The organism is Actinoplanes sp. DH11 (assembly GCF_020873875.1).
GTDB lineage: Bacteria > Actinomycetota > Actinomycetes > Mycobacteriales > Micromonosporaceae > Actinoplanes.
Genome location: NZ_JAHWGU010000011.1, coordinates 49,750 through 69,343 on the forward strand (window position 1 = coordinate 49,750; position 19,594 = coordinate 69,343).

A 19,594-nucleotide genomic window follows, 5' to 3' on the forward strand; every position below is an offset into this window, starting at 1 on the left:
ACCATGGCGGTGGCGTCGGCGTGATCAAGCAGTGTAGTAGGGCCCACGCCGCGAGCCACCCGGCCGGTACGTGCGAAGAGGAGGCCCGCAGGCCTCCTCTGTCACGTCGTGCTGGTCAGGAGCGCAGCTTGTTGCGGGGGCTGCCCTGCTCGAACTCGCTGGGGACCGGGAAGTAGTTCTCCAGGAAGACCCGGGCCACCTGGGCGCGCTCGGCGGCGGAGACCAGGCCGTGGTGGCTGTCGTTGAGGCAGAAGACGTCGAAGCCGCGGCTGGTCAGGATCTGGGTGAGGCGGGGGTGCTGGGCGACATCGCCGAGGTCCACATAGGCCACCCGGAGCGAACCGCGGGCGGAGCGGCCGGTGAAGTAGCCGTAGTAGTGGTGCAGTGCGGACGGGATGGCGATGTCCGTCGCGGACCGCAGCTGGCTCCGCGCGGTGTTCGCGTACTCCTCCGGGAACTGTTCCTCGATGTCGCGCAGCGTGCTCACCCGCAGCGGGTGCGGGGTGTGCAGGAACGCGTGGGTGATCGTCCGCCCGAAAGCCCGCTTGATCAGCTCCCGGTTGTTCTTGCCGGCCGCGAAGTTGAAGTCGTCCTCGGCGGTGATCGGGGTGAGCGGCACCGCGGTCGGCGACTGGAAGTAGAGCGCCGTGCCGTTCGCTGAGAAGAACGACTGCGGCTGGAGCGGGCGGCCCAGGAACACGTCGTCGTTGAAGTAGAGGAAGTGCTCGGAGAGGCCTTCGATGCGGTGCAGCTGCGACTCGATGGCGTGCGAGTTGAAGGTCGGCAGCTGACCGCGGTCGCCGAAGACCTCCTTGTGGCTGACCACCTTGATCCGCGGGTGGTTCACGTCGAGCCAGGCCGGGGTCTGGTCGTCGGTCACCAGGTAGATGTTGCGCACCCACGGGGCGAACAGTGCCAGCGAACGCATCGAGAAGCGGAGCTCGTCGCGGCTGCGGAACCGGGCGTCGCTGGCGGCGGCCTCCACGGGCGGGTAACCGAGCCGCTCCAGCACCGCCGACTTGCGCGCCATCCAGGCCGGGTCGTCGCCGTCCACCCAGGTGTAGACGACGTCGATCGGGAAGTCCACGTCGCTGGCGAAGGTCTCGGTGAAGGCGCCCACCGTGGGGTACGACCGGTCCCGTACCTCGATGGTGGACGGCACCGTCATGACACCGCTGGGGATGACGTCACCGATCAGGGTGCGGCGCAGCGGCTTGACCGTCTCGCCGTCCTCCGAAGTGGTCCAGAACTCGAGGTCGGCGCCGTAGGCGGGCCCGTACCGCAGGGTCCGGGACGACGCCACCACCGGCTGGAAGACGCGCAGGCCGCCGGCGCTCTCGCCGATGTCCGACGTGCCGGCGAGCGCCGCGAACGTGATGCCGGAGACCACGCCGGCCCGGCTGATCAGCTCGGCGTAGATCGCCTTGTCCGGCCAGTCCTGTGCCATCGCGGCGAGCACGGCCGGGCGGTCCGACTCGGCCAGGGCCAGCCGGTGCCGTACGCCGTGGTCACGGATCAGGGAGTACCCGATGTTGTGCCGTTCCAGCAGGTCCGCGACGAGGCGCAGGTTCTGGTCGGCAGCGTCGTACGGCGTCATCGCGTCCGACTCGACGCAGAGCTGACCGGCCGAACGCACCAGGGTCTCGTCGCGCTCCGCCAGCCGCTGCTCGAGGTCCCGGGCGGTGAGCTGGAACAGCGGTCGCTGCGGGGTGGGCGCGGCCGGCGCCAGCCCGGAACCGCCGGTGGTGGCGACCCAGGCGGCCATCCGGTCGGCCTTGCGGTTGAGCCGGGTCCGGTCGTCGCGGTCGCGCAGCAGCTGCTCGTAGAGGGCGAGCCACTGGCCCATGATGACGTCGAGCCCGTACGCCTCGGAGGCGCGCAGCGCGGCCTCGCCGAACGAGTGCCGCAGCTCCTCGTCCTCGATGAGGCGGCGCATCGCGCCGGTGAGCCCGTCGGTGTCACCGGAACCGACGATGAAGCCGTCGACGCCGTGCGTGATGATCTCGGCCGGTCCGGTCTGGATGTCGTAGCTGATCGCGGGGACACCGGCGGTGAACGCCTCGATCAGGACGAGCGGCAGGGCCTCGCCGTCCTTGGAGGTGAGCAGCGCGATGCTGCTCTTCGACCACTCCTCGGCCATGTTCTGGATCGAGCCGAGGAACTGGACGTTCTCGTGCAGGCCGAGACTTTCGGCGAGGCGGCGCAGCGCGGGCAGCTGCTGGCCGTCGCCGAGGACGCGCAGAACCCAGTCCGGGTGCTCCTCGGCGATCTCGGCGAACGCGCGGATGGCGTGGTCGACCTGCTTCTCGGCGACGACCCGGCCGGCGATGGTGACGACCCGGGTGGTCCGGCTGGAACGGGGGCGGAAACCCGGCGGCAGCGCGTTGCCGATGATCCGCAGCTCCGGGGAGGCCCAGCGCAGCGTGTCGGCGAACCACTGCCGGGTGCGCTCGGTGAGCACCACCAAGGCGTCGAGCTGGGGAATGAACTGGAAGAGCGGGTCACCGGTGGCGCCGCGCAGCTGGGAGGGGCGGTGCTCCTGGTGCACGGTGACGACGTGCGGCTTGCTCAGCGAGGTGGTCGCGGCCATCAGCGCCGGCGACGAGGAGACCAGGATGTCGGTGTCCAGCTCGCGCAGCGCGTGCTCGAGCTCCATGTCGGCCAGCCGGTGGAAGCTTTTCTCCCAGCGCTTCTGCACCAGGCGGCTCTCCGCCGCGGCCAGGGCGGCGCACTGCGCCTCGTCGAGGGAGCTCTCCCGCACCGGGCGCGGCACGGCGGCGGTGGCGTCGACCAGGTAGCGGATCCGGATCCGCGGGTCCACCTCGAAGAAGCGTTCCTGACTGGTACGGAAGACGCTGATCACCTCGACCTGGTGCTCCCGGACCAGGTACTCGGCCTGCGTGAAGATGGCGCGTTCGGTGCCGCCCATCGCGTCAGCGGTGTTGAGGAGGAACGTGATCTTCATGCGGTGTCTCCAGGGTTGGCACCGGTGCAGGTGAGCGCGATGCTGCCGGCCGGTGTGTAATACGGGCGCAGGTGGAAAACCACGCCGCCGGGCATCAACATCCGGCGTTCGTAGGATCGCAGGACGGCCCTGACGTTCTTCAGGTCGTGCAGGTAGCGGCCGACACGCAGGCGCCGCCCGCCGGTACGGATCCGGACGTCCCAGATCTCCTTCTCGCCCGCGGCCGGGGCCATCTCGGTCAGCGGCACCTGGATCCGGAAGATGTCGCCGTCCACCTGGACCGGACCCTCGAGAACCCGGTCGGACTCGCGGCGGGAGAACTCGGCGACCGCGTCACCGGCCTCGCCGACGCCCACGAACCGCCCGATGATCTCGGCGCGCCCGAGGTCGAGGGTCAGGCGGACCACCTCGGCACGGGTCTGCCGGCCGCGGACGGTGATCTGGCACAGCCCGAACGAGGTGGTGGTGGGCCGGAACCGCATGCCGGTGTCCGGGCACGGCGGGGTGACGACCGTGGGGCCGACGCCCCGGGCTTTCGCCGCGGTCATCCGGCGCACCGTGAAGTCGTGCGTCTCGCCGGAGTCCGTCACGACCCGCAGGCCGACCGTCCAGATGCCGGGGTCGAGCGGGAGCCGTCCCCGCAGCGGACCGAAGACGGTGGTGGTGTCGGCGTACCAGTCGCCGTCGTACATCTTCCGCAGCGTCGCCGGCACGCGGTGCTCGACCCGGTCCTTGCTGAGGACGACCTCGGCGGTGGCCGGTTCGGCGTTCTCCACGGCGGGCAGGCGCACCTGGAGGTTCAGTGTGTGCCCGTCGAGCACGGCGAAGTACTCACAGGTGGCGATGTGGTGCGTCGGCCCGAGCCGGACCATGCCGAGGGCGATCCGGGTCCAGGTGCGGCGTGCCCGCGACTTGATCACCGTGTCGACCTTGCGGCGTGCGACCGACAGGGTTTCCGCCGGTCCACGGCGCAGGGTCCGCTCCACCCGAACCGCCAACGGGTCCACGCTCATCTGGTGTCTGTCCCTTTTCCCTGTTGTCCCGGCGCCGACGATCCCGGGTTGTCTCTTCTCGCCCACGCGCCACCGGCCGGCCACCCGCGGCGAAGTGGCGGGAAGGCTAACAATAGATGGGGCCTTGGGTAAATGATGCCCGACGGGATCGAGCTGGATCTCTCAGCCGGGCGGCGACCAGGTCAGCCGCCGCCCGGCCGGATCAGTGGATCTCCGACGCCCGGCGCTCGCGGGCGATCTGCCGGGGCAGCGCCGGCGCACCCTCGCGGGAGGCCCGGAAGAGCTGGGTGGCGCTGAACTGGGCGCGCTCGGCGGCCACCTCGTCCGGCAGCTCGAACGGCGACCGGAACGGGAAGTACTGCGGGAGGAAGTCGGCCATCATCGCCGCCTGCTCGCTGAGCGCCACCGCGGCCGAATCGGTGTCGTTCAGGCAGAAGACGTCGCAGTGCCGGCGGGCCAGCAGGAACGCCAGCTGGACCGGGGTGGACGGGTGCGCCAGGTCGGCGTACGTGTACTTGATCGAACCCGGCACCGCACGCTTGGTCAGGTACGACCAGTAGTGCTGCAGCGACGACGGGATCGACAGGTCACCCGGGTGCCGGAACGGGTGCTCGGCGGTCTGCCGCACCTCGTCCGGCAGCCACTTCTCGATCTCCTCGAGCACACTCTTCTGCAGGGTGTACGGCACGTGCTGCATCTTCTGCGTGATGCCGCGATCGAACCGTTCGGCGATGTGCCGCCGGTTGTTCTTGCCGGCCGCGGTTACCGGTGCGTCGAAGATGGTGGCCGGCCCCGCGTCGAGCTGCGCCTTGGACTGGAAGAACTTGGCGATGCCGTTGGCGTGGAAGAACGCGTCCGGCGACACCAGGCGGCCCAGGAACATGTCGTCGTTGAAGTAGATGAAGTGCTCCGACAGCCCCGGGATGCGGTGCAGGCGGGACTCGATGGCGTGCGAGTTGAAGGTCGGCAGCACGCCGGTGTCGCCGAACAGCTCCTTGTGGCTGACCACGGTGAGGCGCGGGTCCGAGGTGTCCAGCCAGGCCGGGATCTGATCGTCGGTGACGAGGAAGATCCGGCGGACCCAGGGGGCGTACGCCACGATCGACCGCAACGAGTACTTCAGCTCGTCCCGGCTGATGAAGCGGGAGGCGTTCGTCGCGATCGTGTTGATCTGCTCGTGCCCGAACGCCGCGAGCGACGTGTTCTTGCGGGCCACCCAGTCGGGGTCGTTGCCGTCCACCCAGGTGTAGACCACGTCGATCGGGAACCGGACGTCCTCCGCCGGCACCATGGCGAACTCGGAGCGGGTGCGGTACCGCGGCCGGTCGTCGGCGAGCGGCATCATCGGGTTCAGCGCGATCGGCGGGACCTGCACGTACTCCGCCTCGGCGGGCAGTGCGTACGCCACCGAGTTGCGCCGCGGGCCGACGATCATGTCGGGTGCGCCGCCCTCGCCCTTCTGCGTCTTCCAGAACTCGATCTCGCAGGCCGAGCCGCTGCCGAGGACCGTCGACCCGTACTGGCTGGTGATCGGGAAGTGGACCTGCACACCGTTCTTGCCGCGACCGGCCGAGAAACCCGTCTCGGTGATCTCGCCCGTGCGGATCTCCGCCTCGGCCAGCTCGGCGGCGCCCTGCAGGGCGGCGAGCGTCCGGTCGCGGTCGCGCCGGTGGACGGAGACAGCACTGTGCAGATTGTTGACCGGGCGCAGGCAGAAGTACTCGATGCCGGCCCGGTCCAGGACGGCGACCACCGCATCGAGGTTCTGCTGCCAGGCGGCGGCCGGAGTCATGTCGGGCACGACGCGGGCGCGCACGGCCTTGCCGGCGTCGCGGACCGTGACCAGCGAACCGGGTTGAGCGGGCTTGGGCAGCGGCCGCTGCCGGGTGAGTCGGCGGACCAGCCAGAGCTGCCGGTTAGGTGGAAGGAGTTCGACCAATTTGAGCCGGTAGTCCTTGGGCAACAACCGGTAGAAACGTAGCGCGATCATGCGGCACCCAGCATTGTCGCCGTGGCGAGCGGCGTGATTCGCCGGCCCGCAAGCCCGTCAGAATTCTTAGAAGACACCTCAGCCTTCCCCCCGTGCACCGCTTAGGACGGCCGGGTGTCGACTAGGGCGTCGATGGTCTTGGCCGTGGCGAGTTGCCAGGGTAGTTGGCTGAGCTTCGTGAAACAAATCCATGTATGGTAGGTGGCCGCTCGGTTACGCAGAGCTGGGCTAATAAACCCAGATCCGAGTTTTGATCGGGATTTGGTCATTCGACCACAGCCAGTTCATGGCCGCGATGGACACCCTCCGGCTCTTGTCCTCGGCCTTGTCATCCGGTGCGGGCGTCGCCGGCGCGCCCGGCGGGGGACTCGCCCCCGGTGCGCCGGACGGGGGCACGCTGGGTGCTGACGCCCCCGGTGAGAGATCGATCACCCCGGTCGGGGACTGCGACGGTACGCCCGGAGCCGTCCCAGCCGTTTGTTGCTCGGCCGTTTGCTGCTCGGCGGCTTGTTGCTCGGCCGTTTGTTGCTCGGCGGCTTGTTGCCGGTCCGCTTGTTGCCCGGCCGAGTCGCAGCCGGCCGCGAGGATCGACGCGGTGGCCAGAGCGGCCGTGATCGCCAGGAGTCTGCGCACCGGTCCTCCCCTCGCGCCGCCGGTGGCCGTCATTGTAGAGACGTATGTCCACCGATCGACCGATGACCACCTATTGATCACCCGGCCGGGTGGACCTTACGAGAAAAGCTCACAAAAGAGCCTAGTAGTCTTTGGCTATGTCATGGAAGGCGAGCGGGCGGCACGGCGTACGCGAGGCGCCGGGCGGGTTCGCGCTCGTCCAGGAACTACTCAACACGCGCGCCACGATGGCGTACGGTGCCGACCTCCTAGCCGCCACCGACGACGCCCAGTGGTGGTTGACCGACGCGCTCGGCACCTGGTCCCGGGTCTCCGGCCTGCCCGCGCCGACCCTGCTGCTCTCCACCGGCGACCTGCGCTCGCTGCGCCGGCTGCGCGCCGCCCTCGAACAGGTGGTGCTCGCCGGCGCCAACCCGGAACGCGACGGCGCCCTGCCCCCCGCCGACGTGCAGGTCAGCCTGGTGCCGGACGCGGACGGCTGGGTCCGGGTGGTGCCGACCGGCCGGGGCACCCGCTGGTTCGCCTCGGCACTCTGGGCGGAAGCGTTACAGGCACAGCAGGCCGGCCTCTGGCCACGGCTCAAGCTCTGCCACAACACCGCCTGCCGGGCCGCCTTCTTCGACACCTCCCGCAACAACAGCGGCGTCTGGCACGACGTGAGCACCTGCGGCAACACAGCCAACCTGCGCGCGTTCCGCGAACGCCGCCGCCTGCTCGGCCACACCACCGGCGGCCAGCCGGGGCCGTCTCTCTGAGCGCCCACCCCTCTGGCGCCGATCTCTTCCCGAGCGCAGGTCTTCCCGAGCGCGGCTGTTCTTGAGCGTGGGTCTTCCCGAGCGCGGCTGTTCTTGAGCGTGGGTCTCTCCGAGCGCGGCTGTTCTTGAGCGTGGGTCTTCCCGAGCGCGGCTGTTCTTGAGCGTGGGTCTTCCCGAGCGCGGCTGTTCTTGAGCGTGGGTCTCTCCGAGCGCGGCTGTTCTTGAGCGTGGGTCTCTCTCCGGGCGCGGGTCGCTTTCCGAGCGCGGGTCTCTCTCCGAGCGTGGTGTTCCTCTCCACTCGATGCCCGTTGGACAAGACCGTTCGCCGGCCTGGCTGGGCCCGGCCCGGTCACCGGAGTCTTGGCTCAAGCCCAACCGCTCAGCTTCGCCGAGTGTCAACCGTCAAGCGGCTGGCCCGTGGTTGGTGTCGGCTTGTACCGATGGTCCTCCGGGAGCGACTCCAGCAACCTCAAGCGGCAACGGACCCGCCCGGCTGTCACTCACGGTCGCCGGGGAGCGGTCCCGGCAGCCGTCAGTGACAGCCGGGCTCGTCTGGCTGTCGTTCACGGTTGTTCGGGAGTGCTCTGGGCAGCCGTCGGTGACAGCCCCGTTCGGCTGTCGTTCACGGTTGTTTGGGAGCGGTTCCGGGCAGCCGTCAGTGACAGCTGGACTCGCCCGGCTGTCGTTCACGGTTGTCTGGGGATGGTTTCGGCAGCCGTCGGTGACAGCTGGGCTCGACCCCATGCCGTCTGTGGTCGCACGAACGTCTTCCAGTAGCCGCCGGCGCCGGTCTGCCCCGATCGGCTGGTGCCTGTGGTTACGTTGAATGCTCCTACGCTTCCGAGCGCCCAACACGTCGCCCGGAGCGGCCAAGACGTCGCCCCGAGTGTGCGAGGCGTCACCGTGAGTGTGCGGGGTGTCGCTGGGAGTGCGTGGGCGGCGCATGGGGCTGGCGGATACTCGCTGATTGTTCCCGGGTCGCCGGGAATCCCTCGGCGCTCGCCGGGAACCTGGAGGCTCGGATGGGCGACTATTCATTCATGGCATGTGAGCGGTGGCGCGAGATGCTCTCCGCGCAGTTGGACGGCGAGGACGACCCGGTCCTGCGGCCGCTGGTCGACGAACACCTGGCCGGGTGCGCCGGCTGCCGGAACTGGCTGGAGCGAGCGGCCACGGTCAACCGCCTCACCCGGACCGCCCCGGTGCCCGCGGTGCCGGACCTGAGCGACGCGATCCTGGCCGCCCTGCCCGAAGCCGGCGGTTCATCCGCGGCCGGGACGCCGGGTGTACAGCGGAGGGGGCAGGTGCCGAGTCGGCGGGGGCAGGTGCCGGGCGTGCGACGGGGACGGGTGCCAGGTGTGCGGTGGCGGGTGCCGGTGGCGGCGCTGCTCTACGTGGCGCTGGCGCTGGTCGGCGCGGTACAGCTGATCCTCGGCCTGACCCAGGTCGGTGGTGGCGTGAGTGCCGGGCACGAGCATGCCGGGCTGGGTGCCACACCGGGGCATCTCTGGCACGAGTCGGCGGCCTGGAACGTCGCGGTGGGCGCCGGTTACCTCTTCATCGCGTTGCGCCGGACCCGTCCGACCGGGCTGCTGCCTACGCTCACCGCCTTCGTCGCGATGCTGCTGCTGCTGTCCGTCAACGATCTGACCGGCGGCCGGGTCGACGTGGCCCGGCTTGTCGGTCACGGGTTCGTCATCATCGGCTACCTGCTGGTGGTGGCCTTGGCCCGCGGCGTAGGCGGCACCGCGCGACCGCCCGGCTCGCGGGTCGGGACGGGCTGGCGGGCACGCTTCGACGCCGTAGCCGACGTGGCCGACGACGCGCCGGCCCGCCCGGGTCTTCGCCTGCTGCCGCCGCCGGGCCCACTCACCGCCCAGCGCGCCGAGCAACCGGGCGATCGAGCCGCCTGACCTGTCAGTCAGGCAGAAACCAAGCCGTTCGAAGCGCGGCCTGCCGGCAGTGTGAGCTCGCTCGAAGCGCGGCCCGCAGGCAGCGTGAGCCGCTCGAAGCGCCGTCCCGGTTACGGATCGCTGAGCCGGCATGGAGTGGAGCCGGGCCCCTCAATTGCCGGTTTTGTGAAGAGCCCGCCGGGTCGCGGGACGAAGTCGGCGATAAGCCCTAATTAGCTGCCGTGCCGGGCGGCCGAGCTGGGCCCGCGCGGGGCTGGGCTGGCACGCGGTGGGCCAGGCTGCGCTGCGCCGGGCCGGGCTGGCACGCGCTGGGCCGGGCCGCGCTGGGCCGAGCTGGCACGCGGTGGGCCAGGCTGCGCTGGGCCGGGCTGCGCTGGGCCGGGCTGCGCTGGGCCGGGCTGCGCCCGGTCAGCGGTTAGGCGGGCGGACCGAGAGTTCGCGCCACTCGTCCGGGCCGTTCAGGAGGGCGCGGACCATGTCGAGCGCCGCGTCCTCGCTGTCGAACTCGAAGAAGTGTGAAGCGCCGTCGGAACCGCCGGCACGCTGTTCGACATACCACTGGTCGCCGCTGGTCCGTAAGTAGACGTCCTTGCGGGCCAGCCGCCCCCACTTACCGTTCCACCAGTGTTTACGCTGCTCCATCCCGGCACTGTATCGAACATCTGTTCGAACAGTGCCGGGTGGGCGGATCTTTTCGTATGGTCAGCGCGGCGGCTGCTGCTGGGTGTTGCGGCCGAGCACCTCGTCGAGGGCGTTGTTGGCGACCTGGTGGCCCTGGCCGCGCAGCATCGCGTCGCGGATCTCGGTGAGGAGCTTGACCTCTTCGCTGGGCGCCTTCGGCGGCGGCTCCTCGCCGCGGCGGCGGCGCTCGGCGAGCCGGTTCAGGGGGAAGACGACGAGGAAGTAGAGCACTGCGGCGGTCAGCAGGAACGTGATCAGCGCGTTGATGAACGACGCGTAGTCGAACGGCACCTTGTTGATCTCGAAGGTGCCGGCGGTCATTCCCTTGCCGCCGCCGAGCAGTTGGATCAGCGGCTTCAGGAACGCGTTCGTGAAGCTGGTCACGACCGTGGTGAAGGCGGCACCGATCACGACGCCGACCGCGAGGTCGACGACGTTGCCGCGCATGATGAAGTCTTTGAAGCCTTGGAACATCTTGCTCACGGGCACTCCCGGGGGGCCGAAGGTCATCCGGCAACGGACGTGCCCGCCACCGGTCGGCGACAAACTACGCCGACCGGTGAAGCGGGGTTGTGCGCGACCTCAGTCGAGCGCCGGCTCCTCGGCGGTGACCGCCTCGTCCACGGTCGGGTAGGTGTGCAACACCTCGACCAGACCGCTCACCTCGAGGATGCGCAGCACTCCGCGCTGCGGTGCCGCCAGGCGGACCGTGCCACCGGCGTCGTCGGTGCTGTTCTTCGCCCGGACGAAGACCGACAGCCCGGTGGAGTCGCAGAACGACACCTCGGCGAGGTCGAACACCAGGCGGGTGCGGCCCTTCTCCAGCAGATCACTTATCTGATCCTGCAGCTGGGGGGCGGTTGCCATGTCGAGCTCACCGGCGACTGACACGACCACCATGTCGTCGCGCTGTTCCGTTTGTACCGTCAGGGACATTCGCCGACCTCCAGTTATTGCTGAACGGTACTCCACGCACCGGGGGATGCGCAGAACCGGTCCCCGGCCTGTTCCGGTCCGTTAGTTGGTCTACAGCAAGTAACGGACCTACTGATGGTAAAGTCCGGCCGTTGCGCAGGGATCGTGTGGTAGGGAGGCAGCGAATGCCGCTGAGTTCGGATGAGGCGAGCCGCTTCGCCGACCTGCTGAAGGAACACGGGGAGTCACTGACGACCCGATGGACCGAGCTGGTCGCCAACGGCTTGCGAGGTCGCTTGAGCAGCACTGAGCTGCGCCGGCAGATCGAGGAGTTGCGCAAGGGCTTCGAGCAGGCACTCCGTGCGGGATCGGTGCATCTGACCGACGAGGCCTCGGCCGAGTTGCGTGCCCAGCTCAGCGAGTTGTCCGGACACCGGGCGCGGCAGGGCTTCAACGCCACCGAGACGGCGATCAGCGTCTACGCCCTCAAGGACGCGGTGCTCGAGGTGCTCGACAACGGGACCGACAACGGGGGGCTGCGTGACTACGTGGCGTTCTCCTCGTTCGTGGACCGTGCCGCCCTGTTCACTTTCGACAGCTACGTACAGGTCCGGGAGGCACTCATCGCCGACCAGGCCGAGCAGCTGCTCGAACTTTCCACCCCGGTGGTGAAGCTCTGGGAGGGCGTCGTCGCCGTGCCGCTGGTCGGCACGCTCGACTCGGCCCGGGCCCAGGTGGTGATGGAACGGCTGCTCCAGACGCTGGTGGACACCGGCTCGCCGTACGCGATCATCGACATCACCGGCGTCCCGGCCGTCGACACTCAGGTCGCGCAGCACATCCTCAAGACCGTGGTGGCCGCCCGGCTGATGGGCGCCGACTGCATCATCTCCGGTATCCGCCCGCAGATCGCGCAGACCATCGTGGCGCTCGGCATCGAGTTCGGTGACATCGCGACCAAGGCCTCGCTCGCCGACGCGCTGCGTTACGTCCTCGGCAAGACCGGCAACCGCTCCCTGTCCGGCAAGCGGACGGAGCGCTGACGTGGAACGTGTCCCGGTCCTGAAGATCGGTGACATCCTCCTCGTCTCGATCCAGATCGACATGGAGGACCAGGTCGCCCTCCAGCTCCAGGAGGACCTGGCCGAGCGGATCGTGGCGACCGGGTGTCACGGTGTGATCATCGACATCAGCGCCCTCGACATCGTGGACTCGTTCGTCGGCCGCACGCTCGCCACCATCGCCTCGGTCTCCCGCGTGCTGGACGCCGAGACCGTCGTGGTCGGGATGCGCCCGGCGGTGGCGATCACGCTTGTCGAGCTGGGGTTGTCGCTGCCGGGCATCCGGACGGCGCTCAACGTGGAACTGGGCATCGAGATGCTGGCCCGCGCGCGCCAGGAGTCGAACCCGGATCTGGACGACGACGAGGATGAGGCCGACGCGGCAGCGGTCAGCACACCGTGAGCGGCGAGAGCCAGCGACTTCCGGTCTCGACCGACCAGGACGTCGTACGGGTCCGGCAGCTGGTGCGTACGCTCTCGGTCGCGGTGAAGCTCTCGCTGGTGGACCAGACGAAACTGGTCACGGCGGCGAGTGAGCTGGCACGGAACACGCTTGTCTACGGCGGCGGCGGCGAGGTCGTGGTGGCCCGCGTGCAGAACGAGCGCCGGGCCGGCATCCGCATCGTCTTCGCCGACCAGGGCCCCGGCATCGCCGACCTGGAGCTGGCGCTGACCGACGGCTACACGACCGGCGGCGGGCTCGGGCTGGGACTCAGTGGCGCACGTCGCCTGGTCGACGAGTTCGAGATCGACACCGAACCGGGTAAGGGTACGACCATCACCGTTACCAAGTGGTGCCGATGAGCGGAGGCACGGTGGCATCGCTACCCGAAGGACTTCTCGACGGTGGGGTCTGGTTCCGGGTGGAGGAGGCCGTGACCGCCGCCGCTGTGCGCCGCGCCGCCGAGCGCCTCGCCGCCGACCTGGGGATGCCGGAGCGCCGGATCGCCGAGCTGTCGATCGTCGCCGCCGAGGCCGCCGGGAACCTGGTGAAACACGCCGACCAGGGCGTCGTCCTGATCCGCCCGGTGCGCACCCCCGAGCAGGGCGGTGTGGAGATCGTGGCGATCGACAGCGGGCCCGGCATCGCCGACGTCGAGCACGCCATCGGCGACGGGCACTCCACCGCGGGCACCCTGGGCATCGGGCTCGGCGCGATCCTGCGCCAGGCCGGCCGCTGGGACCTGCACTCGGTGCCGGGCCGGGGGACCGTGCTGGCCGTGCAGGTGTGGCCGGAGAAGACGCCCGAGCCGTCCTGGGCCTCCGGGCTGACCCGGCCGCTGGGCGGGGAGACGGTCTGCGGCGACGCGTACGCGGTCCGGCAGGCGGGTGATCGCCGGCAGGTGCTGGTCTGCGACGGGCTGGGGCACGGCGGTCTCGCGGCCGCCGCTTCGAACGAGGCGGTCCGGGTGTTCCTGAAGGGGCCGGTCACCGCGCCGGCCGCGACGGTGGAGGTGCTGCACCGGGCTCTGGGGCACACCCGGGGTGCCGCGCTCGCGGTCGCCGAGATGGACGTCGAGGCCGGCGTGGTCCGGTACGCCGGGCTGGGCAACATCGCCGGGACGGTGCTGCTGCCGGACGGCACCCGGCGCGGCATGATCTCGATGCCCGGCATCGCCGGTCATCAGCGCCGGCAGGTCCGCGAGTACGACTATCCGTTCCCGGCCGGCTCGGTGCTGCTGATGCACACCGACGGCGTGGTGGACCGGTGGACCGCGGCCGACTACCCGGGCCTGCTGCGGCGTTCGCCCGCGGTGATCGCCGCTACCGTGCTGCGGGACGCCGGCACCCGCCGGGACGACGCCGGAGTGCTGGTGGCCCGGCCGTCATGACCGAGACGCCGCTGATGAGCATGCGCCTGCGTGTCGAACAGGACATCTTCGTGGTGCGGCAGCTCGGGCGGGAAGTGGCCCGTGCCGTCGGCCTGGAGGCACAGGACCAGACCCGGTTCGCCACGGCTATCAGTGAGGTGGGCCGGGTCCTGCTCGCCGCCGGCCCGGACGCGGAGGTGGCGTTCGCGGTCCGGCCGTACGGGGTACCTACGCTGCATGTGGTGATGACGCATCCGGCCGTCGGCGAGGCGGCCCGGGTGTCCCGGCAGGTGCAGCAGGTCGGCCGGTTGGTCGAGACGATGGAGGTCGAGAATGGCGACGACAGCACGGTGGTACGGATGTCCCGGCGCCTCCCGCCGGGCGTACCGGGGCTGACCCCGGCTCGCATGGAGGAGATCCGTGCCGGACTCGCCCAGCATGTGCCGGGCAGCCCCCTGGACGAGCTGGCGGTGCAGAACCAGCAGCTCATCGCGGCGCTGGACGAGGTACGTGCCCAGCGTGACGACCTGGCGCGCCTCAACGCCGAGCTGGAGGAGACCAACCGCGGCGTGATGGCCCTCTACCACCAGCTCTCCGAGGAGCTGGAGGAGACGAACCGCGGTGTCGTGGCGCTCTACGCCGAGCTGGACGAGAAGTCGGTGCAGCTGCGGGCGGCGAGTGAGGCGAAGAGCCGGTTCCTGGCCAACGTGAGCCACGAGCTGCGGGCGCCGGTCACCGCGATCATCGGGCTGGGCCGGCTGCTCACCGACTCCGCGTCGGATGCGCTCACCGGGGAGCAGAACCGTCAGGTGGAGTTGATCCGTAGCTCGGCGAGCGACCTGCTCACGCTGGTGAACGGCCTGCTGGACCTGGCCAAGGCGGAGGCCGGCCGGATCGAGGCGAACTGGACCCAGGTGGACCTCAAGGCGATGTTCGGGCAGCTCCGCGGCACGTTGCGGCCGCTCGCCACCCGCCCCGAGGTGGACTTCGTGGTGGACGAGCCGGTGGTGCCGGTGCTGCGCTCCGACGAGGTGCTGCTCGCCCAGGTGCTGCGCAACCTGCTGATCAACGCGCTGAAGTTCACCGAGGCCGGTTCGGTGCGGCTGAGCTCGCTCCTGATCGACGGCGACATCGAGTTCATCGTCTCGGACACCGGCACCGGCATCCCCCCGGAGCTGCACGAACGAATTTTCGAGGAGTTCTACCAGGTGCCCGGCAACAAGCCGGTGAGCGGCAAGGGCACCGGCCTCGGCCTGCCCTACGCCCGGCGGCTGGCCGGCATCCTCGGTGGCGGGCTGCGCGTCGACTCGACGCCCGGCGAGGGCAGCGCCTTCACCCTTCGGCTCCCGGCCACGACATGACCGACTTCCCGCGTGGCAGCGCGGTGCAGCCGAAGGTGCCGGCGACCGTGCTGGTCGTCGACGACAGCGCCACGAAGCGATACCTGCTGGTGAGCTGGCTGACCCGGGCCGGCTTCACGGTGATCGAGGCGGAGACCGGCGGCGAGGCGCTGACCAAGCTGCTGGAGGTGGACGCCGACCTGGTGGTCCTGGACGTGAAGCTGCCGGACATGAGTGGCTTCGAGGTCTGCGAGCGGATCAAGACCGATCAGCGGTACGGGGTCCTGCCGGTGATCCATGTGTCGGCACACGCCGTGGACGTGAACGACCGTACCCAGGGACTGAACCGGGGCGCGGACGCCTACCTGGTCGAGCCGATCGAGCCGGACGAGCTGATCGCGACGGCGCAGGCCGTGCTCCGCTACTACCGTGCGCGGCGGCGGGCCGAGCTGCTGGCCGAGCGGATGGTCCGGCTCGCCGAGACCACCCTGGCGATCAACTCCGCACCCACCCTGCCGGCCCTGCTCGCCGCGGCGGCCGAGGGCGCGTTCCACATCTTCGGCGGGCCGGTCGTGGTGGTGGCGGAGAACTCCGAGGGGGAGAGCCTGGCCGCGGTGGGCCGGCCGGCGACGGTCCGCCCCTGGAGCGTTCCGGAGGACGGCGTCGCGGCCGGCTCGCTGGTGCGCACCGACGAACCGGCCGGCTGGGACGTCGCCGAGTGGCCGCCGGGCGACACGGTCGCGGTGGCCGTGGCCCGGTTGCGCGCCGACCGGCCGCCGGTCTACGTGGCCGCGCCGGGCAGTTCGCAGAACCCCGGGTTCCCGGTGCTCCGGCAGCTCTCGCAGGCGGTCGCGGCGGCGGTGGAGGCGCAGCGGTCGTTCGACGAGGAGCATCGGATCGCGGTCACCCTGCAGCGCAGTCTGCTCCAGTCGGAGCTGCCCCGGGTGCCCGGCGTGGAGCTGGCTGTGCGTTACGAGCCGGCCGGCGCGCAGACCGAGGTGGGCGGCGACTTCTACGAGCTGACGGTGCTCGGCGGCGAGCTGCTGGTGGCGATCGGTGATGTGGCCGGGCACTCGTTGCACGCGGCCACGGTGATGGCCGAGGTGCGGCATGCCGTTCGCGCGTACGCGGTGGAGGGTCATCCGCCGGGCGCGGTGCTGGAGCTGGTCAACAGGTTCATGCGGACCGTGTTGCCGCACGACTCGGCGACCCTCTGCCTGCTCACCCTGGACCCGGTGACCGGCCGGATCCGGATGGCCAGCGCCGGCCACCTGCCGCCGCTGATGCACGTCGACGGCGAGACGAGTTTCGTGTCGCTGCGGGGGGCGCTGCTCGGCATCGCCGCGCCGCGCCGGGCGGAGCTGGAACTGACCCTGCCGCCGGGCGGCACGCTGGTGCTCTACACCGACGGTCTGATCGAGCGGCGCGACGCGGACATCGATGTGGGCCTGACGGCTCTCGCGGCGACCGCGAGTGAGGTCGAGCAGGATCTCGACGCCTTCTGTTCGCGCCTGGTGAACCGCCTTGCGGGCACCGGTCAGCAGGCTGACGACATAGCAGTGGTGGCGCTGCGGCGCAGCGCCTGATTTCCGGTTCGTCCTTCCGTGGCGGGCTTGACGGCTGCTATTCACTGAGTGAATAGTACGGCACATGTCCACCGCACATGTCCTCCTCGGCTTGCTCGCCGGCGGCGCGCGCCACGGCTACGACCTCAAGCGGGCGCACGACGAGCGCCTGCCGCAGGCGAAGCCCCTGGCGTACGGGCAGGTGTACGCGACCCTGGCCCGCCTGGAACGGGACGGTTTCGTGGCGCAGTCGGGCCAGGAACAGGACGGCGGACCGGAGCGGACCTCCTACACGCTCACCGACCTGGGCCGGGCGCGACTCAAGGACTGGCTGACCGAGGTGGAGCCGCCGGCGCCCTACGTCACCAGCACCCTGTTCAGCAAGGTCGTCGTCGCGTTGCTGACCACCGACGCCGACCGGGCACGGACATACCTGACCCGGCAACGAGCCGCACACATGACCCGGATGCGCGAGCTCACCGTCTCCAAGTCCACGCCCGGCGCGACGGTGGGCGACGTGGTCGCCGCCGACTACGCGATCGGGCACCTCGACGCCGACCTGCGCTGGTTGCAGACGACCCTGTCCCGCGTCGCGGAGCTGCAGAAGGAAGTGACCTCATGAGCACACCGCTGCTGATCGCCACTGGAGTGCACAAGAGCTACGGGAACACACCCGCCCTGCGCGGCGTCGACCTCGCCGTCGCGGCGGGCGAGATCGTCGCGGTGACCGGGCCGAGCGGCTGCGGCAAGTCCACGCTGCTGCACTGCCTCGCCGGGATCCTCCGTGCCGACCAGGGTGAGATCCGGTACCGCGATCAGGACATCGGGCTTTTCTCCGAGGCCGCCCGGTCCCGCCTGCGCCGCAGCGACTTCGGCGTGCTGTTCCAGTTCGGGCAGCTCGTGCCGGAGCTGACGGCGGCCGAGAACGTCGCCCTCCCGTTGCTTCTCGCCGGTTCGGGGCGGCGAGAGGCGCGGGAGGCGGCGCTCGGCTGGCTCGACCGGTTCGGCGTGGCCGATCTGGCCGACAAGCGCCCCGGCGCGATGTCCGGTGGTCAGCAGCAGCGCTGCGCGGCCGCCCGCGCCTTCGTCACCGAACCGCAGGTGATCTTCGCGGACGAGCCGACCGGAGCGCTCGACCAGCTCAGCGGCGAGCAGGTGATGGGCGCGCTGGTGCAGGTGGTGCGCGATCGGGGCACGGCCGTCGTGCTGGTCACCCACGAGGCACCCATCGCGGCGTACGCGGACCGCGAGGTCACGCTCCGGGACGGCGCCGTGGACCCGACCGGGCTCGGGGTGACGCCGTGAGGTTCTCCACCCTGGTCCTGCTGAGCCTCGCCGGCAACCGCACCGACCGGCTGCGGACCGTGCTGACCGCCGGCAGTGCCGCGCTCGCCGCCCTGGCCCTGCTCGCCGCGGCCACCGTCGCGTCGATAAGTGGCGGCGCGTGGATCGACACACCGGGCCCGACCGGCGAGCGGATCATGTCGCCCGGCACCGCGCAGTACGCGAGTCCGCTGCTCGCCGAGGCCGGGCTCCGACCCGGAGTGATCTTCGCGCTGGTCATGCTGGCCCTGCCGGTGCTCGCCCTGGCCGGGCAGTGCATCCGGCTCGGCGCACCGGCCCGGGACCGGCGGCTCGCCGCGCTCCGGCTGGGCGGGGCCACCCCCGGGCAGGCCGTGCTCATCGCCGGCGCGGAGACGGCGGCCGCCAGCCTGCTCGGCTCGGTGCTCGGGCTCGGTGTCTTCCTGGCAGTGCGCGAGACTCTCGACCTCCGCAGTGCCGACGGCCGCCTGTGGCTGCCCGTCGACCAGCTGCCCGGCCCGGTGCTCACGGCCGGCGCGCTGCTGCTGGTGCCGCTGGTGGCCGGCGCGATCGGCGTGCTCCTGATGCGCCGCGTGCTTGTCACGCCGCTCGGTGTGGTGCGTCGGGCCCGGGAGGACGGTCCGGGTCCGTGGCCGGGTGTGCTGATCGCGGTGGGGCTCGTCGCCTTCGCCGCCCCGGGCCTGCTGCCGGTCGGGTGGGAACAGCCGGACTGGCTGACACCGGTCTCGATGGGCTGCGCGGTGCTGCTCGTGACCGTCGGCGTGGTGCTCGGTGTCGGCTGGATCTCGTACACGGCGGGCCGGCTGTTGCGCCGTTACGGCCGTGGGCCGGCGACCCTGCTGGCCGGTGGGCGGCTGATGGCCGACCCGTGGAACGGCAGCCGGACCCTGGGCGCGCTTCTCGGTGCGATCGTCTTCGGTGCCGGGACGCTGGGGTTCCGGGCGCATCTGGCGACCGATTTCGAGGCGTCCCGGCGCTACGAGGACCTGGTCGCCGGCACCGACTTCGCCGGAATCGGCTACGGCACCGCGAGCGACCAGGAGTTCTACTTCGGCGCGATCCGGCTCGTCATGATCGCCGTGTCGATCGCGGTGGCGGTGGCGGCGGCCGGGGTGCTCGTCGCGTTCGTCGAAGGGATCGTGGCGCGGCGCCGGGCCTACGCGGCGCTCACCGCGACGGGTGTGCCACGCCGGACGTTGAGCGCGGTGCTGCTCTGGCACACGTTCGTGCCGCTGGTGCCGGCCGTGCTGCTGGCCCTCGGGACCGGCGCCGCCCTGTTCCGGCTGACCGGCACCGAGGTCCGGCTCGGCGGACCCTACGAGCAGTGCGTCGGGCCGGCTCCCGACCCGGCGGCCTGTGTCACGGAGACGATCGTCGCGCCGCTGCTGGTCATGTCGATCCCGATCCCGTTCGCACAGCTCGCGCTGCTCGGCGGCGGTGCGCTGCTGGCCATGCTGCTGGTGGTCGGCGTGGGTGCGGCGGTGCTGCGGTCCAGCACCGATCTGGAGGAGCTCCGGGTCGGCTGAGGCCTTTGCCCTGCGGTGCGGCGGGTGCGCGTAGGTTGACGGGCCGCTCAGCCCGGCCCGCATCCGGGCCGGATGCGGGCGCGACGGCCCGGTGGAGGCACCC

At 70.7% G+C, this 19,594-nt stretch carries 18 protein-coding genes; 11 read left to right on the forward strand and 7 right to left on the reverse strand.

From position 1 onward, the window contains the following. Nucleotides 1-115: 115 nt before the first annotated feature. The 4 genes from LPA41_RS17765 to LPA41_RS17780 form a co-directional block, all read right to left on the reverse strand. Nucleotides 116-2,965, reverse strand: coding sequence for a stealth conserved region 3 domain-containing protein (locus tag LPA41_RS17765; RefSeq protein WP_229071659.1), 2,850 nt, complete (start codon nucleotides 2,963-2,965; stop codon nucleotides 116-118). Continuing rightward, a complete protein-coding gene (locus LPA41_RS17770; RefSeq protein WP_229071661.1) occupies nucleotides 2,962-3,978 on the reverse strand; it encodes a hypothetical protein in 1,017 nt (338 codons plus the stop codon). Before LPA41_RS17770 ends, LPA41_RS17765 begins: the two co-directional genes overlap by 4 nt. Nucleotides 3,979-4,180: 202 nt before the next feature. Continuing rightward, the gene (locus tag LPA41_RS17775) at nucleotides 4,181-5,968 is read right to left on the reverse strand and encodes a stealth family protein (RefSeq protein WP_229071664.1); all 1,788 of its coding nucleotides are present in this window, start codon (nucleotides 5,966-5,968) and stop codon (nucleotides 4,181-4,183) included. Between the two features lie 228 nt (nucleotides 5,969-6,196). Beyond that, nucleotides 6,197-6,601: a hypothetical protein gene (locus LPA41_RS17780; RefSeq protein ID WP_229071666.1), complete on the reverse strand. Its 405-nt coding sequence runs from the start codon at nucleotides 6,599-6,601 to the stop codon at nucleotides 6,197-6,199. A 137-nt stretch (nucleotides 6,602-6,738) separates the two neighbouring features. Here LPA41_RS17780 and LPA41_RS17785 point away from each other — a divergent pair, with 137 nt between their 5' ends. Together LPA41_RS17785 and LPA41_RS17790 are read left to right on the forward strand one after the other, a co-directional pair. Next, nucleotides 6,739-7,356 (forward strand): CGNR zinc finger domain-containing protein, encoded by a 618-nt coding sequence (locus tag LPA41_RS17785; protein WP_229071668.1) that lies wholly within the window; start codon nucleotides 6,739-6,741, stop codon nucleotides 7,354-7,356. A 1,040-nt stretch (nucleotides 7,357-8,396) separates the two neighbouring features. Continuing rightward, nucleotides 8,397-9,269, forward strand: a complete 873-nt coding sequence (locus LPA41_RS17790; RefSeq protein WP_229071670.1) for a zf-HC2 domain-containing protein — start codon at nucleotides 8,397-8,399, stop codon at nucleotides 9,267-9,269. Between the two features lie 408 nt (nucleotides 9,270-9,677). Here LPA41_RS17790 and LPA41_RS17795 read toward each other — a convergent pair whose 3' ends face one another. The 3 genes from LPA41_RS17795 to LPA41_RS17805 form a co-directional block, all read right to left on the reverse strand. Beyond that, a complete protein-coding gene (locus LPA41_RS17795; protein ID WP_229071671.1) occupies nucleotides 9,678-9,911 on the reverse strand; it encodes a hypothetical protein in 234 nt (77 codons plus the stop codon). Nucleotides 9,912-9,971: 60 nt separating this feature from the next. Further along, entirely contained in the window at nucleotides 9,972-10,424 is a 453-nt protein-coding gene (mscL, locus tag LPA41_RS17800) for a large conductance mechanosensitive channel protein MscL (protein ID WP_229071909.1), read from the reverse strand. A 108-nt stretch (nucleotides 10,425-10,532) separates the two neighbouring features. Next, entirely contained in the window at nucleotides 10,533-10,886 is a 354-nt protein-coding gene (locus LPA41_RS17805) for an STAS domain-containing protein (RefSeq protein WP_106330995.1), read from the reverse strand. Nucleotides 10,887-11,050: 164 nt separating this feature from the next. On the opposite strand from LPA41_RS17805, the gene LPA41_RS17810 reads away from it, so the two are divergent. From LPA41_RS17810 to LPA41_RS17850, 9 genes are all read left to right on the forward strand, one after another. Next, the gene (locus tag LPA41_RS17810; protein ID WP_229071673.1) at nucleotides 11,051-11,908 is read left to right on the forward strand and encodes an STAS domain-containing protein; all 858 of its coding nucleotides are present in this window, start codon (nucleotides 11,051-11,053) and stop codon (nucleotides 11,906-11,908) included. Between the two features lies 1 nt (nucleotide 11,909). Further along, on the forward strand, nucleotides 11,910-12,329 hold the full coding sequence (locus tag LPA41_RS17815; protein WP_229071675.1) for an STAS domain-containing protein: 420 nt from the start codon (nucleotides 11,910-11,912) through the stop codon (nucleotides 12,327-12,329). Then, the gene (locus tag LPA41_RS17820) at nucleotides 12,326-12,730 is read left to right on the forward strand and encodes an ATP-binding protein (protein ID WP_229071677.1); all 405 of its coding nucleotides are present in this window, start codon (nucleotides 12,326-12,328) and stop codon (nucleotides 12,728-12,730) included. Before LPA41_RS17815 ends, LPA41_RS17820 begins: the two co-directional genes overlap by 4 nt. Next, complete coding sequence (locus tag LPA41_RS17825) at nucleotides 12,727-13,758, forward strand: SpoIIE family protein phosphatase (RefSeq protein ID WP_229071679.1); 1,032 nt, start codon at nucleotides 12,727-12,729, stop codon at nucleotides 13,756-13,758. The genes LPA41_RS17820 and LPA41_RS17825 overlap by 4 nt, the downstream gene beginning before the upstream one ends. Next, on the forward strand, nucleotides 13,755-15,098 hold the full coding sequence (locus LPA41_RS17830) for a sensor histidine kinase (RefSeq protein WP_229071685.1): 1,344 nt from the start codon (nucleotides 13,755-13,757) through the stop codon (nucleotides 15,096-15,098). The genes LPA41_RS17825 and LPA41_RS17830 overlap by 4 nt, the downstream gene beginning before the upstream one ends. Further along, a complete protein-coding gene (locus LPA41_RS17835) occupies nucleotides 15,095-16,663 on the forward strand; it encodes a fused response regulator/phosphatase (RefSeq protein WP_229071686.1) in 1,569 nt (522 codons plus the stop codon). Before LPA41_RS17830 ends, LPA41_RS17835 begins: the two co-directional genes overlap by 4 nt. A 64-nt stretch (nucleotides 16,664-16,727) precedes the next feature. After that, nucleotides 16,728-17,264 (forward strand): PadR family transcriptional regulator, encoded by a 537-nt coding sequence (locus tag LPA41_RS17840; RefSeq protein WP_229071688.1) that lies wholly within the window; start codon nucleotides 16,728-16,730, stop codon nucleotides 17,262-17,264. Then, nucleotides 17,261-17,947 carry an ABC transporter ATP-binding protein gene (locus LPA41_RS17845; protein WP_229071690.1) on the forward strand — a complete coding sequence of 229 codons (687 nt, stop codon included), beginning with the start codon at nucleotides 17,261-17,263 and terminating at the stop codon, nucleotides 17,945-17,947. Before LPA41_RS17840 ends, LPA41_RS17845 begins: the two co-directional genes overlap by 4 nt. Continuing rightward, a complete protein-coding gene (locus LPA41_RS17850) occupies nucleotides 17,944-19,491 on the forward strand; it encodes an FtsX-like permease family protein (protein ID WP_229071692.1) in 1,548 nt (515 codons plus the stop codon). Before LPA41_RS17845 ends, LPA41_RS17850 begins: the two co-directional genes overlap by 4 nt. The last annotated feature ends 103 nt before the right edge of the window (nucleotides 19,492-19,594 follow it).